Annotated in this window: 14 protein-coding genes; 6 read left to right on the top strand and 8 right to left on the bottom strand. The window is 60.1% G+C overall.

The features are described 5' to 3' along the window. Window positions 1-34: 34 nt before the first annotated feature. A complete protein-coding gene (locus AC3WOG_RS21985; RefSeq protein WP_492580067.1) occupies window positions 35-1,744 on the top strand; it encodes a tetratricopeptide repeat protein in 1,710 nt (569 codons plus the stop codon). Between the two features lie 186 nt (window positions 1,745-1,930). Here the strand turns inward: AC3WOG_RS21985 and AC3WOG_RS21990 are convergent, their stop codons facing one another. After that, window positions 1,931-2,563, bottom strand: coding sequence for a LysE family translocator (locus tag AC3WOG_RS21990; protein ID WP_492582401.1), 633 nt, complete (start codon window positions 2,561-2,563; stop codon window positions 1,931-1,933). A 399-nt stretch (window positions 2,564-2,962) separates the two neighbouring features. Between AC3WOG_RS21990 and AC3WOG_RS21995 the strand changes: the two genes are divergently transcribed. Continuing rightward, window positions 2,963-3,451 (top strand): NUDIX domain-containing protein, encoded by a 489-nt coding sequence (locus AC3WOG_RS21995; RefSeq protein WP_492580068.1) that lies wholly within the window; start codon window positions 2,963-2,965, stop codon window positions 3,449-3,451. Between the two features lie 419 nt (window positions 3,452-3,870). On the opposite strand, the gene AC3WOG_RS22000 is transcribed toward AC3WOG_RS21995, so the two are convergent. The 3 genes from AC3WOG_RS22000 to AC3WOG_RS22010 form a co-directional block, all read right to left on the bottom strand. Then, window positions 3,871-4,227 (bottom strand): septal ring lytic transglycosylase RlpA family protein, encoded by a 357-nt coding sequence (locus AC3WOG_RS22000; RefSeq protein ID WP_429358717.1) that lies wholly within the window; start codon window positions 4,225-4,227, stop codon window positions 3,871-3,873. Between the two features lie 771 nt (window positions 4,228-4,998). Continuing rightward, complete coding sequence (locus tag AC3WOG_RS22005) at window positions 4,999-5,130, bottom strand: hypothetical protein (protein ID WP_454743288.1); 132 nt, start codon at window positions 5,128-5,130, stop codon at window positions 4,999-5,001. Between the two features lie 160 nt (window positions 5,131-5,290). Beyond that, the gene (locus tag AC3WOG_RS22010) at window positions 5,291-5,875 is read right to left on the bottom strand and encodes a TetR/AcrR family transcriptional regulator (protein ID WP_492580069.1); all 585 of its coding nucleotides are present in this window, start codon (window positions 5,873-5,875) and stop codon (window positions 5,291-5,293) included. A 180-nt stretch (window positions 5,876-6,055) separates the two neighbouring features. Between AC3WOG_RS22010 and AC3WOG_RS22015 the strand changes: the two genes are divergently transcribed. From AC3WOG_RS22015 to AC3WOG_RS22025, 3 genes are all read left to right on the top strand, one after another. Then, window positions 6,056-7,072 (top strand): zinc-binding dehydrogenase, encoded by a 1,017-nt coding sequence (locus AC3WOG_RS22015; protein WP_492580070.1) that lies wholly within the window; start codon window positions 6,056-6,058, stop codon window positions 7,070-7,072. A 155-nt stretch (window positions 7,073-7,227) separates the two neighbouring features. Continuing rightward, a complete protein-coding gene (locus tag AC3WOG_RS22020; RefSeq protein ID WP_492580071.1) occupies window positions 7,228-8,205 on the top strand; it encodes a zinc-dependent alcohol dehydrogenase family protein in 978 nt (325 codons plus the stop codon). 76 nt (window positions 8,206-8,281) lie between these two features. Next, a complete protein-coding gene (locus AC3WOG_RS22025) occupies window positions 8,282-8,881 on the top strand; it encodes an NADPH-dependent F420 reductase (RefSeq protein WP_492580072.1) in 600 nt (199 codons plus the stop codon). Window positions 8,882-9,171: 290 nt separating this feature from the next. Here the strand turns inward: AC3WOG_RS22025 and AC3WOG_RS22030 are convergent, their stop codons facing one another. The 4 genes from AC3WOG_RS22030 to AC3WOG_RS22045 all read right to left on the bottom strand — a co-directional run bounded on the left by AC3WOG_RS22030 (window position 9,172) and on the right by AC3WOG_RS22045 (window position 13,526). Beyond that, on the bottom strand, window positions 9,172-10,845 hold the full coding sequence (locus AC3WOG_RS22030; protein WP_492580073.1) for an FAD-dependent oxidoreductase: 1,674 nt from the start codon (window positions 10,843-10,845) through the stop codon (window positions 9,172-9,174). Between the two features lie 229 nt (window positions 10,846-11,074). After that, complete coding sequence (locus tag AC3WOG_RS22035) at window positions 11,075-11,923, bottom strand: SDR family oxidoreductase (RefSeq protein ID WP_492580074.1); 849 nt, start codon at window positions 11,921-11,923, stop codon at window positions 11,075-11,077. 71 nt (window positions 11,924-11,994) lie between these two features. Then, window positions 11,995-12,756, bottom strand: a complete 762-nt coding sequence (locus AC3WOG_RS22040; RefSeq protein ID WP_492580075.1) for an SDR family NAD(P)-dependent oxidoreductase — start codon at window positions 12,754-12,756, stop codon at window positions 11,995-11,997. Window positions 12,757-12,785: 29 nt separating this feature from the next. Next, entirely contained in the window at window positions 12,786-13,526 is a 741-nt protein-coding gene (locus AC3WOG_RS22045; RefSeq protein WP_492580076.1) for an SDR family oxidoreductase, read from the bottom strand. A 267-nt stretch (window positions 13,527-13,793) separates the two neighbouring features. Between AC3WOG_RS22045 and AC3WOG_RS22050 the strand changes: the two genes are divergently transcribed. After that, a complete protein-coding gene (locus AC3WOG_RS22050; RefSeq protein ID WP_492580077.1) occupies window positions 13,794-14,735 on the top strand; it encodes an AraC family transcriptional regulator in 942 nt (313 codons plus the stop codon). The last annotated feature ends 129 nt before the right edge of the window (window positions 14,736-14,864 follow it).

The raw sequence follows: 14,864 nt of genomic DNA on the forward strand, positions 1-14,864 counted from the left end.
AATGAGTGCGCGCAAGATTCTGTCGGGTCTGGCGATGGCCGTGCTGTCCGGAGGATACCTGGCTGCGGACGCTGCGAGTTCGTGTTCTCCGGCATTGTCCGAGGTCGATGTCGAGGACGGCCTCAAGGTACAGGCCGATTGTGGATTCCCCGTCCGAACCTTCAACCGCATGACCACCAAGTTGAACCACGCGGTGAAGGGCGCCAGACTCTCCAGTGCCCAGATAGTCTCGCTCGCGAGAGCGGCGAACGTGATGCTGGCTGCCGTACATGCGCGATCGGGCCGCATTGAGCGCAAGACCGATACCGCGTTCACCAACATCGAACCGCTAATCGAGCACCTTGCCGAGCAAATCAGGGCGCGGCCCGATGCAGACCTGGTAGCCGAAGCCCGGAAATGGGCCGCACGTTACGAGGATCTGCTGAGCAGATCGTCGATCGCACGAAGTTCCGACCCTCTTGAACCGCAGATATACGAAGCGCTCGAGCGCGTCGATCTGGACAGTGCATCAAAACTGATGACCAGGCTGCTTGCCGAAACACAGAGGACCGTGCAGGTGTTCGCGGCGCATTGTTATGAGGCTGGCGAAATCGAGTTGCTGCGCTTCACGCCGCAGAATGCACTGCCGTATCTGGAAAAGGCCTACGCATTGCAACCGGAAGACTCCGACATTGCGACTGCGTTTTCCGACACTTTGCAAGAGCAACGCGAGTTCGAACGTGCGGAACCGATTTACCGCACGCTGCTGTCGCGCTATCACGTGCTTGCGCAGGAGAAGCCCGCCGCCTACCAACCCCAGATTGCGCGCACGCTGGACAAGCTTGGCAACCTATACGTTGGGATGCAACGGCCCAAGGAGGCGGAGCTCGCGTATCTGCGCGCGCTGGAGATTTATTGGGTACTGGCGCGACAGAACCCAGTGGCCTATGGGCCCGCTGTGGCAGAAACTTTTGACAACCTCGGCGTCCTATATCGCGATACACAGCGCCTGAAGGAAGCCGCGGATGCCTACCGCGAAGCGCTGGACATCGACCGTGCATTGGCTTATCGCGACCCCACGACCTACAAGCCTGATATCGCGACGACGCTTAACGACCTCGGCATCCTGTACGGCGCCACACAACGCACGAGCGATGCGGAGAAGGCATATCGCGAGGCGCTAAATATCCAGCAAGCTCTCGCGCGCGGCAACCCCGCGGCCTATCGCCCGGCTCTCGCGCGTACGCTCAACAATCTCGGGAACCTCTATAGCGCTATGCAGCAACGCCCCGAAGCAGAGCATGCCTACAAGGAAGCGCTAACGATCCGGCAGCAGCTTGCCCGGAAGAGTCCAGCACTCTATCGGCCCGACGTGGCGCGCACGCTCACCAATCTTGGCGCGCTCTATCGTGCCACGCAACGGCCGAAGGAAGCGCAGCAGGCTTATCAGGATGCGTTGCAAATCTATCGCGCGCTCGCGCGAGAAAGCCCCACTGCCTACCAGCCGGACCAGGCGCGAACGCTGAACAATCTAGGTGTCCTATTCAGTCACACCGGGCGCCCGCGCGAGGCGGAAGACGCCTACCGGAACGCGCTGGATCTTTACCGGACTCTGTCGCGAGATAATCCCGTGGCCTACCGTCAGGATGAAGCACGGACACTCGGCAACCTGGGTACGCTCTACAGTCAGATCCAGCGACCGCGTGAGGCCGAGCAGGCGAGGCGTGAAGCCGCCCGTCTTCTCGACTCAACGGAAGCGCCGTAGATCGCACAATCGGCAGAAGCGGGGATGCCTGTCGTCGGTCAGGGCGGCGGTGGAGGCCCGCTAGATGATTTTCAATCGGAGCGCGTGGTAACGCTCGGCATTGCGTGGAGCGTTTCAAGATCGACCCAGCCGCCAAAGCATGGCCCCCTTGACCATCAAAGTCTCCCGATGGGCAGGACTCGAACATTACTTTCTAGATTCATATGCCATTCGTACAGCTAACCCTGTAAGGACGGTTCCCATGAGCCAGCGCTGCACCAAAAGCCAGAGAGGGCGTCCCGAAAGAAATGAGGCAATCGATCCGGCCATCACGGCGATGAGAGCATTTACTGCGAGGCTGATCGAAATTTGGACGCTGCCGAGTGCCAACGATTGGGTGAGAACACTCCCGTGGCCCGGAGTAATAAATTGTGGGAGCAGCGACAAGTACATGACAGCGATCTTCGGGTTTGCGAGATTTGTGACGAGCCCCATCGCGAAAAGCTTCCTCGGGGTATCAACTGGAAGATCGCGTACCGCAAAAGCAGACCGCCCGCCAGGTTTAACTGCTTGCCAGGCGAGATACAGAAGGTACAGCGCGCCCCCAAAGCGGAGGGCGTCATAAGCGTACGGCACCGCGAATATCAATGCTGTGATTCCAAATGCCGCGCAGAGCATGTAGATCACAAAGCCAATGGCGACACCGCCCAATGAAATAAGTCCTGCACGCTTGCCTTGACAAATAGAGCGGGAAATCAGGTAAATCATGTTTGGCCCGGGAGAAAGGACCATTCCTAACGCCACGAGAGCGAACATAAACAGGTGTGTGAAATCTGGCATAACCTTCCTCTGAGTGGGGTTGAACGTTCGCGTGAGGCCGTGCCGGTTCTGGACGGGGCTCGACGGCTCCATGCCGCTTTGCTCGGCCACTTCGGGCATGAAATTATTGCATGGACATAAATTGATAGCCCGGCATCGTGGCCGGTCGGTGTCCGCTAACGAGCGATGCGCCGGGCAGCTTCGGGTCGCGTGCTGCCGATCGCCGTCAGGCGGTGACCGGCCATGAACGGCCGGTCGACACACGCCCTTGAATTGTTGACAGTCGCTATCCCCAGCGAGAGCAGCTGCTGGCTAAACTACGGTTTCCAAGCAGTGGCGTGACAGACGCTGAATGACCTAAGCCGCACTAACGCGGCGACCCGGAAGATCCTCTGACCATGAAAGGAAAGGAGAGACCTCATGTCGAGCCTTGAGCGAGTGCGACCGGCTATGCTTATCGACTCTGTCTGGCGCATGGCGCTTCGCCTCGGATTCCGGTTCGCTCGCGCCTGGTGGTATCTTCGACGGCCTCGCCATGAGGGCGCGCTAGTAGCAATCTACGTCGGGCGGGCGCTGTTGCTTGTGAAATCATCGTACCGGGCCGAGTGGAATTTTCCCGGCGGTAGTGTCCGGCCCGGTGAGACGCCTGATGCAGCGGCGCAGCGTGAAATGGAGGAGGAGATTGGTCTGTCGTCGTACCCATTACTCCCCGCGGGCAGCGCCTGCGGCATTTGGGACGGGCGAAGAGACCGGGTGCATTTCTTTGAACTGCACCTCGATTGCATACCCGAGCTGCGGCTTGATAATCGTGAGATTGTCGCCGCGCATCTGGCATCGCCGGAGGAATTGCACGGCATCGCGTTGACAAAGGCGGTCGCTGCGTATCTCGGCAGAGATCTCTGCTGTTAGTTGGCCCTTTTCCTTTCGGGACATCTCGACGGGTCATGGTGACGGGAAGGCAGCCGGCCAGTCCCCGCCCGTATGCGTCGAAAAGAGGGGGCCTGAAAAGCACCGGCAACGCGATGAGGACCGTGGGCAATGGGGAGAGCGCCGCCGTCAACAGGCCATTGTCGGCCATCTCCAGCCATTTGCCAATCGACCCAGTTGGACACTCAGACGTCCGTTCTACACAGGGAGCGGACCATTACGATAGAGCACCCGCGATCTGGCAGACCTGCGATGTGCCCGTTTGCAGCATGGCTGGGCACACGCACTGAACGGTCTTGCGTTCGCTTCCAATGTCCGACGCCATTACTGTTGGTGGCGAAGTCGCTGGGGTGCTTTTTTACGACCCGGAACCACAACGCCGTTGACGCCCCGCGTGTTTTCTACCGACTGCCGTTTCCCGTCGTCAAGATTCCGCCGCCGTCCGACTCCGTCTGTGTGCTCGCCGTGCTCTCTACACGTTCAATCCGTACTTGCATCGACCGTGCGTCTGTCAAACCCAAGGTCTTCGCCGCGGCATAAGAGAGATCGATAATTCGGTGTTTGATGTATGGTCCACGATCGTTGATACGCACGACAACCGACTTTCCTGTTGCCAACGAACTGACGCGCACATAGCTGCCGAGCGGCAATGTTCGATGGGCAGCCGTTAATGCGCCGCCATCATAGCGTTCTCCGTTTGCGGTCAGATGCCCCTGGAACGTTGCCGAATACCATGACGCCTCGCCGGATTGCAACATCTCGTGTCGCATGCGACAGGAATCAACTCTGCACGCAGCATGTTCGGACGCAATCTGTCCGCAAGCCGCGAACAAAGCGCAGATTCCCAAAACTCCCAAATAGCGGAGTGATAGCACCATAGACCACATGTCAGTTAATGAGGCGTGGTTTTAACGTTCTTAAAAAGATCAGGCAAGCCGCGTGCCCGGGTGACATAACATCTTGACAATTTTTTTAGATCTCACGCAGTGGGTCTGTCAGTCCGACCCTGATTTCATTGCAGGTGTCGCCGATGCGATTGGTACTGGCCTTGACGAAAATACATGAAGCCGGGGGCCACATGGCTATCATAACGGCCACCGATCTCGCCCGGTGCGCGAAGTTACACGCCGCACCGCTCAATTGTTCGGGCTGCTCGCCACGATGCAACGTCCACAACGTTCCGGACGTCGAACGGGTTTGCAAGGCAACTCGTGAGTAATGCGTCTGCTTAAGGTTCAACGGAAATTATCACCTGCGGTGCGATGGACCGCTCAGTGTCGAGTACGCGCTGGCAGAGATGACCGCGTGAACGACCGTTATAGCCTGGAAGCTGCCGTGGCGTTTATACGAGGCGAACGGCCGAATTGGGTCGCGTGCTGCCGATCGCCGTTAGGCAGTGGCCGGCCAACTCCAGTCGTTCGTCTGCGCGCTCAGACGGACACTCAAGCGTCGGCTCCGCCCGGATAGCGGACTTTCAGTCGTCACTCGAACTCGCGTCGCCATCGTCTGAATCGGCGAACATTCCAGTCTTACTGACTACGGGCAGCGACTTCTGACAGGTTACGTTGCTCGCTCTTTGCAAGGATCTCGCGAAGGCGGGCGATATTGATAGAGCCACTTGCTAAGTCGATGATGACATTGTGGTCGAGCGTGAGCTTCATAACTCGGACCTACCTCCGACTGGATTCTGAGCACCGAAGGATACGCACTCACCCACGGCGTGCCGATGCTGCGTCAGTCCACGAAAGGAAGCAGAGCATGACGCTCCAAATCGACGCCCTGCGGGCGCCGGTGCTGGATCACTCCGTGCAGCACGGCCGGTCAAACAACGCGAGTTCCCCGGGGTCTTGCAGATCTTGCCCGACCGCTTTGAGCTGGCCATGCTTGCATGGCGACATCTGCGATCGCCTTCAGCTTTTGCGGGCCGCCTCCGTCTCGTGCCTGGACGGCCATTCCGCGGGTCACGGCGCTGTAGAAGGCAGCAAGTGCGGCCACGTCGGTGTCAGGCGGTAAGTCGCCGTCTTCGACCCCCTTGCGCAACCGCTGCGCCATCATCTCTTCAGCGTTTGCGCGGTGCTCGGTCATCGTCTCACGAATAGAAGCGAGTTCGGGGGGCAGGTGAGTGCCGGCCAGAGAGATCATGCAGCCCGATGGGTGGCTGTTTCGAGTGAATTCCACGACGGTAGTATCGAGAAGCTTCGTGAATGCTTCTCGCGCGTCGGCCGTGCCGAACAGTCTGCCAGCGAACCAGACTTCGGCCATGCTCAGGTATGCGTCAGTCGCTTCCTTGTAGAGCTGCTCCTTGCTGCCGAACGAGTTATAGAAGCTCGAGGGGCTGATCCCCATGGCCTGGATCAACTGGTCGAAGGAGGCTCCTTCGTATCCCTGCTCCCAGAAGAGCTTCATGGCCCGGTTCAGAGCTTCCGTACGATCAAAGGTTGAGGGCCTGCCGCGGCTGCGCCGGGGTTGCGTATCTTTTTTTGTAGTCATAGCTCCAAAAATAATTGACAAGTTGTAGAGGTGAATCTATTCTGCCATAACGGAGCGATCGCTCCAATAATCAAATTCTTGCGGAAGGAGTCTGTGATGCAGCGAATTGTTCACACCAGCCATGGCGAGCCCGCCGAGGTGCTCACGCTGGAAGCATTTTCCGATGCCCCTTCTCTTGTGAGCGGAGCGGCGCTTGTGCGTGTGTCCGCCGCACCGGTTCATCCGGGCGACTTGCTGGGCGTCTCTGCTTCCCCCGCCTTCGGGGCGGCTCCCCTCATCCCGAGGGGAGGTCGAGTGCCCGGCGTCGAAGGTGTAGGGGTGGTGGAAGCGCTGGCCGCTGACATCGACCCTTCACACCGGATTCAGGTCGGCACACGTGTGGCCTTCTTTCCCGTCAACGGCGCCTGGAGCGCCAGGATCGCCGCGCCTGTCCAGTCGCTGATACCCGTGCCCGATGAAGTGAGCGATGAGGTCGCAGCGCAGATGTTGGTCAACACGTTGACTGCACGCCTTGCGATGCGGGCTGGTCACAACGCGTTGCCTGAAGACAAGCGCGAAGATGTCACGGTTATTCAGACGGCTGCCAATTCCGCCGTCGGAAAGCTGCTCACTCATCTGCTCGTCGAAGTGGGCGTCAATCCGATCCTGCTCGTCGGCTCCGCGGCGAGCGCGCAAGCGCTTAAAGCTGCTCGCCCCAACCTTTCTGTCATTGTCACGGAGAACCAGGGCTGGAAGGACGAGCTTCGCGATGCGCTTGCGAACAAGCCCGTCTACGTGGCGTTCGATGGCGTCGGCGGCGCGCTTTTGCCCGACGTAGCGAGCTTCCTCGCTCGCGGTGGAACGATCGTTAGCTACGGTTCCCTGGGTGGCGCTACGACGGACATTCGTTCCATCGCCCCTCGAGCGCTGACCATCAAGGGTGTGTCGTTGTTCAGCTGGCAATTCGAAGCCGCGGCGGTGCACGATGCAGACGTGGCCAAGGCGCTCGAGCTCGCACGCAACTTCCCGAGCCTTTTCCCCGTAGCGGAACGCTATCAGGCGAGCGACTACCTGGGAGCGCTCGAACATACGTACCGCAGGGGAAGGACCGGCATGGTGCTGCTCGCGTTCTAGCGCTACGCGTCCTGCGCAATGTGAGGCGCTCCTCGTGATGAGGGGCGGCCTGGTAGCGTTCACCCCGGTTTTTGCACGATTTCGAAATGAGCCCCGAGTGCCGAAGTATTGCCTCCCGGCTTTCCAGTCAAACATCTTATGAAAGGACGTAAGCCATGCGTGCTATCCAGAACACCGCTTTCGGCGACCCCGTCGAGACGCTGAAACTCGTTGACCTTCCGGAGCCGGCCAACCCCGGCCCGGATGAAGTCCTGATCGCGATGGAGTATGCCCCCATCAACGGCAATGACCTGGCCGTCATCACCAATCGCTTCGCCTACTCGACTCCACTGCCCTCGATCGTGGGCAACGAAGGCGTCGGGCGAGTTCTGCAGGTAGGCTCGAATGTCTCCAGCGTGAAGGTCGGCGACCGCGTGTTGCCCCCGCTTTATGCGTTGACCTGGCGCGAGCGCCTGGTGATCCCGGCCAAGGGGCTGATTGCGCTGCCTGCCAACGTCGATCCACGTCAACTGGCCATGCTGCGCATCAATCCTCCCACGGCCGTACTTCTGCTCGGGCGCTTCGTTGACCTCAAGGAAGGCGACTGGATCGTGCAAAACGCGGCCAACTCCGGCATCGGCCGCACGGTGATCGCGTTGGCGAAGAAGCGTGGCCTGCGGACCATCAACTTCGTACGTCGTCCGGAACTGGTCAAGGAACTGGAAGAAGCTGGTGGGGACGTCGTTCTCGTCGATGAGCCAGGCGCCATCGACAAAGCCAGGGCCGCGGTCGGTCCGGGCAACGTTCGTCTGGCCATCGACGGCCTGAGCGGTTCGGCTGCGGTGCGCCTGATCGACGTGCTGTCGCAAAACGGTACGCTGGTGAGCTATGCGTTCACAAGCGGCGAGCTGGTCACGCCGCTCAAGGTCGTGGACCTGCATCTGCGCGGCATCGTCGTGCGCGGCATATACATCGACCTTCCCGAATACCTGCCGTACATCATGGACGCAATCAAGGAGTCTGCCGAACTGATGGCTCGCGGCGAGCTTGACCTGCCTGTGGCTGCCGTCTATCCGCTTGCGGACTACCAAAAGGCCGTCGCTCACGCAATCAAGGGTGGCAAGGTGCTGCTCGACTTGCGCTCATCGAACTGACCTGGCTGTTCTCCCAAGTGCCGTGCTCCTGGACGAGCATGGCTTCGTTGACTTACGTTGCCGCTGAGGTGTCGAAATGAAGATTGGTTTTATTGGAGCCGGTGCTGTAGCGCAGTCCATCGCCAGGAGTGCCATTCAAGCAGGACATGAGGTTGTCTTGAGCGCTCGTCGTGGGCCGCAGGTTTTGGGCGATATCGTGGCCGGACTCGGTCGGAACGCGTCGGCAGATACGGTCCAGCAGGTGGCCCGGCTCGAGCTGGTCATGCTCGCCGTTCCATGGCTTCAAGTCCCGTCGGCCCTGGATGGGCTGCCCAATTGGGCAGGTCGCATTCTGGTGGATACCACTAACCCTTTTACGCAACTCGAGCCTGAGCTCGTTCTGGCGGACTTGGGGGGCACGGGCGCCAGCGAGATCGTCGCGGCACACGCGCCGGAGGCTCGCGTCGTCAAGGCGTTCAATGCTATCCGCATGGAGCACTACGACAAGGGCCCGAAGTTTCATGACGGAAAGCGCGTGATCTTCGTCTCCGGTGACGACAAGGACGCAAAGGCGGTGGTGATCGGACTCGTCAACGATTTTGGCTACGCACCAGTGGATCTTGGCGGTCTGGTTTCGGGCGGTCGCATGCAGCAAGCGGGTGGTCCGATTGCTGGCCACGACTGGGTCGTCGCATAGGACTGCAAGGTATGCAAACCAATGTCGCGTTATTTCGGGAAGCAGAGCGGCTGGATGTCCGGTTATCTTTGTGATCTGCCGTTGGCGGGACGCCACTTCGAACGTCGGCCATGAAGCGACGGTCAGCGTTAGTGCTTTGAGTGACTGCACTGCGCCTCAAAGTTGACCCTGATGTTTGATGACCCGAAATATGTCGAGTCGGATAGCGCCCAGCGGCCCCACGTATTCGCTGCGTGTGGACTTCTCGCCGAACGCTTCAGCAATCTTGCATTGACGCTTGTAATCAGACGTCACTCATACAGAGCTAGATATTGATGAAGAGACTGAATGGCGGCAGCTCCTTCTCCGACGGCGGCCGCAACCCTCTTCACCGAGCCACTGCGAACGTCACCCACTGCGAAGATGCCAGGTCGGCTCGTCTCCAGATAGTAAGGAGGGCGGTCTGACGACCACTTGTTGATTGCATCGGGACCGGTGAGCACAAAGCCGTTCTTGTCCAGCGCAACGCAATCGCCGAGCCAACCCGTATTGGGCTGCGCACCAAGAAACAGGAAGATGTGGCGGAAGGGCTTCGGTTCGATATGCCCCTGCCTGTCCCATATGACAGATTCAAGTTGTGTCTCGCCTTTCAACTCGACAATCTGTGTTCGTAGATGAACGGTGATGTTCGCAGCGGCGTCAATCCGCCTGATCAAATAGTTCGACATGCTCGCGTTGAGTCCGTCGCCGCGAATCACGATGTGGACGTGACGCGCAAATCCCGCCAGGAAAACCGCGGCCTGGCCGGCTGAATTTCCCCCGCCGACGATAATCAGTTCTTCGTTGGCACAGAACGCAGCTTCCATGAACGTTGCGCTGTAATAGACTCCGCGTCCCTCAAAATCCTCGAGGCGGGTCAGCGACGGTTTTCGATAGCGAGCGCCGGTTGCGATGACGATAGCGCGGGCATACACGTGCTCGTCGTAATTAAGACGGATGTGAAAGGGTGGCGCCTCGTGGCATTCGATGCCGAGTACTTCGATTGGTACGCCGACTTCGGCGCCGAATTTACGACATTGAGACAAGCCGCGGCCGGCAAGTGCTTGTCCCGAGATACCTGTCGGAAACCCGAAGTAATTTTCAATCTTCGAGCTGGTACCCGCCTGGCCACCCGGGGCCTTGGTGTCGAGAACCGCGACCCGCAATCCTTCGGATGCCGCATAGACCGCGGCCGCGAGACCTGCCGGTCCCGCGCCGACCACGACCACATCGAACCGCTCGCCATTCAACCTGTCGGGGCTCAGGCCGATCGCATCAGCCACGGCCCGGTTGGTCGGACTCTTCAGCACGACGCCTTGCAACGTAATGAGCACCGGTATGTCAGCGTCCGTCGCGCCATAACGCTCAAGGAGCGCCTTTGCTTCTTCATGCTCGACGATATCGAAATAGGCCGACGGCTGGGCGTTGCGGCTCAGAAAATGCCGCAAACCGAGCGTGGCCGCAGAAGCCGAACTGCCAATGACCAGAACACCCCCATTCTGATCCTGGATGAACGCGACGCGCCGCAGGATAAACGCGCGCATGATCGTTTCGCTCAACTCCGCTTCCGCAATGACGAGCTCGCGTAGCGATTCCTCGTCGATAGCGATAACCTCGCAATCACAGGTGGCGCGCGCGGTCGCCACCGCGGCGCGGCCGGCAAGCGTTCCCACCTCACCGGTGAAACTGCCAGGGCCGTGCACGCCCAGAACATGGAGACCGTCTCCGGAGCCTCTTGTCGCCTCGATTGAGCCCGAGACGATGGCGAACATGGGAATGTGCCGATCACCTTCCGAGAACAGTAAATCGCCCGTTTTCAGTTTGCGTCGTTCGCCGTATCGCTCCAATAGCGCAAACTGCTTTTCATCCAGCCTTGGAAAAATCTGATGGTGACGGCTGCCGCCTGACACCAGTTCTTCAAATCTGCCTGAAGAATTATTGCTCATGGGGGCGTTCCGAATGGGAGGGCGCACATTGCGGCCCTGGTGAGCCTGTTATGGAATACCCAGTTGGCGCGAACAATCAGGAAGACTGGAAACGTCTCCGGGCTGCAATATCCGCACTGATTGTGCGCCTGACTTCCACAATCAGTAAAGTGCGCGAGAGAAGGTGAATCGCGTGCATTGTGCTCGCTGCGGAAACCCCGCGGCGGCCATCCGAGGGCGTTCGCCACCGTTACCCGGCGAAGTCCGTCGCTTCGGATGAGCCTCTCCACGCATCGATGTCGTGTTGGACCGCCGCGGCCTTTTGCACTGCCAGTTCGTTGGCGATCTTGCCGGCGAACAGGTGCAACGGTGGTTCCGCTACGTCCACGGCTTGCATGATCAACATGGCCAGTTTGTCCGGATCGCCAGCCTGATTACCGTGCAGCGTGCCGAGATGCAGATCGAGCGATGCCTTGGCTTCGGTGTAGTCATCGATCTGCCGTTTGGCGACTGCCAGCGCGCCGCTCGACAGAAACTCCGTGCGTACGGGACCCGGATAGACCACCGTTGCCTTGATACCGAACTCGGCGACCTCGGCGGCGAGCGACTCCGTCAGGCCGGCGAGTGCAAACTTGCTCGCCACATAGCTGCCCCAGCCGGCGTATCCGCCCTGATAACCGACGATTGACGCGATGTTGATCACATGCCCGCCGCATTGTTCGCGCAGATGCGGAAGCGCGTGTCGCAGGACCGTCAGCGGCGCGAACAGATTGACGTCGAAGTTCTGCCTAAGCTCCTCGTCCGAGAGGGCTTCGACGGTGCCTTGTTGCGCGTAGCCGGCGTTGTTGACGATCACATCGACCTTGCCGAAGGTTTCGATCGTTTGCACGATCGCGGACTGCACGCTCTGGTCGTTGGTCAGATCCACTTGCATAGGCAGAAACTGCGCGGAGGCGGGGCCGATCGCGTCCGTCAGCGACGCCACGGTTCGCGAGGTAGCGGCGACACGATCGCCGCGTGAGAGGAGTTGTCGCACGAGTCGTTGGCCGACGCCTTTCGATGCACCGGTGACGAACCAGGTTTTTGCGGACTTGCTCATGATGATTTCCTTTAGATATTAGTAGTACAAATTTAAGTGAAAACGACTTCTAAAATAATTCGGCGAAGGCGTTATTTGAGGGCCACGCTCATGCCACCATCCGCCATTACCACTGCGCCGACGATATAGCTGGCTTTCTCAGATGCAAGAAAGGCGATCACTTCAGCGATTTCCCGCGGCTCGGCCGCCCGTTTGATCGGCGCGTTCTTGCCGTGCTCGGCAAGGAAGGCCGGGCCATCCTCGTGGAGGTGGTTCGTGATATTCGTCACCGCATCGCCGGACCCCACCGCATTGACGCGAATGCCGTGATCGATTGCCTCGAGCGACATGGCGCGCGTCAGCTGGGCGAGCGCACCTTTCGACGCCGCGTAGGCGGCGATCAACGGAAACGCCTGATAGCACGCGTATGAACCAACGTTGACGATGGCGCCGGTCTTCGCCGGCATCATTGCGCGCATTGCCTCGCGCGAGAAGAGGAATGCCCCGGTGGAATTGACCGCCTGAATGCCATTCCAGTCATCGAGCGTCATTTCGACGACCGGCTTGTTGATGATGATCGCGGCGTTGTTGACCAGAATGTCCAGCTTGCCGAAGCGTTCCATTGCGGTGGACACGGCGCGCACCGCGCTTTCCTCGTGCGCGACGTCGGCGATGAGCGGGACGATCCCCGGGCGGGCCAACGCTTCGACGTTGGCGCCGCGCCCGACGGCGATCACGCTGGCGCCTTGCGCGTGCAGCAGGTCGGTGGTGGCGAGTCCGATGCCGCTTGCCGCACCGGTGACGATGGCGACCTTGCCGGCGAACGGCTGGTCTGCGGATGCATGTGAAGTCATGATGAATTTCTCCTTGGAGATGAAGGTGGTCAGAAAGGGCTCGCCGTCGGGCGTACGACGATTTCGCTGACGTCGACATCCGCCGGCTGCTCGATCGCATAGGCGATCGAGCGAGCGATAGCGTCGGACGTGAGCGCAATGCGGCGGAAGTCGCGCATCGCTGCCCGCGCGGTTTCGTCGGAGATCGAATCGGCCAACTCCGACTCCACGACGCCCGGGCAGATCACGGTCACGCGAATCTTGTCGGTTTCCTGCCGCAGGCCGTCCGAGATGGCGCGCACGGCGAACTTGGTGGCGCAGTACACGGCGGCCGTCGGTGAGACGGACAGGCCGCCGATCGAGGAGATATTGATGACCTGGCCGGACCCCTGGCGCTCCATGGTCGGCAGGACCGCGGCGATGCCATGCAGCACGCCGCGGATGTTCACGTCGATCATGCGATTCCATTCGTCCACTTTTATCGCGTTCAGGGGCGACAAAGGCATCACGCCGGCGTTGTTGACGATCACGTCGATACGGCCGAAGGCGTCCAGTGCGAATTGGGCGAAAGCGTTGACGTCGGTAGCGGAAGTGACGTCGAGTGCCAGGTAACGAATCGAGCCGCCGCTCGCCTGGATTTCTTCGGCCAGCGCCGCGAGCCGATCGGTGCGCCGCGCGCCGATTACGAGCTGGTGCCCCTGCGCGGCGAGCAGCCGGACCGTCGCTTCGCCGATGCCGCTGCTTGCCCCGGTGATGAGGATGACCTTGGGGTGGTTGGTTTGCTTTGTCATGTTGCGTTCTCCGTTCCGATAATTCGTGCGGGTTTGTCTGAGGAAGAGGTTACGAAGTCCGCGCACGAGGCGGCAAGGCAATCGCGGCGCGGTCTCCCGGGTGCTTCGGCTGCACCGTGCAACCGATAACCCATCTTATGAGCCGGACGCCTGCGCGCGAATACACGCAACGATGGCGGTATTGCCTATTCCTATTGAAGTGGGCTGCTGTCCGTCGATCGCGTCCAGTAGAATTACTCCACTTGATCTGGTGCAAGAGGAGTCCTCGTGACAGTTGCCGACAACCCGGTTTCCACAAAGATGGCGAGCCTGCTTCAGCGTCTGGCACCGAATGAGGGGTACACCCAGTCCGCGCTTGAAGGCGTGCGGTTCATGCGCTCGAACCGGCCGCTGGGGCGCACGCCCGTGCTGTATGAGCCCAGCATCGTGATCGTGTGTCAGGGGCGCAAGCTGGGCTTTCTGGGCGACGAGGTGTACGTCTACGATGCGCAGCATTATCTGGTCTTGTCCGTGCCGCTGCCGTTTTCAACTGAAACCGAGGCAAGCGAGTCCGAGCCGATGCTGGCCGTGTCGTTGCGGCTCGATCTCACCGATCTGACCGATCTGATTCTGACAATCGATCAGTCGGACCGCCATCAGCAAGGCACGCCGCTTGGGATCGTATCCACGCCGTTGGAGGGCGATCTTGCCGACGCCACGTTGCGCCTGCTCCGGGCGTTGATTTCACCGCTCGACGCCCAGGTGCTTGGGCCAGCGATCGTGCGCGAAATCTGCTATCGGGTATTGGTCGGGGAACGTGGTGCGGCGATGCGAGCGGCGCTCGCCCATCAAGGCCGTTTCGGCAGGGTAGCGAAGGCACTGCGGCGGATCCACACCGACTTTGCCCAGCCGCTAGATGTCAGCTGTCTCGCGGACGAGGCTGGAATGAGCGTGCCGACTTTTCATGCCAATTTTCGAGCCGTCACGTTGACTTCTCCGATCCAGTACATCAAGTCGACACGTCTGCATCAGGCGCGCCTCATGATGATTCGCGACGGCTTGACGGCCGCATCCGCGTCGGCGCGGGTCGGTTACGAAAGTCCATCGCAGTTCAGCCGCGAGTTCAAGCGGTTTTTCGGGCGCTCGCCTGCCGATGAGACTCGAGATATGCGGGCCTCGTTCGCGCTCTCACCCGCTGCAAAGATCGACGATTTCGCTGGATCTCACTGACTGACGACTTCGTATGGCACGCCCGTTGACAGCGTTCAAGTCTGTGATGTCTGAGTCCGCTTCACTCAGGTTTGTACTTTCCGTCACGGCGGCGCCATTGAGGCCGATCAACCGTGGTCGGCGGCGTTG

Source organism: Paraburkholderia sp. FW306-02-B, assembly GCF_058782725.1.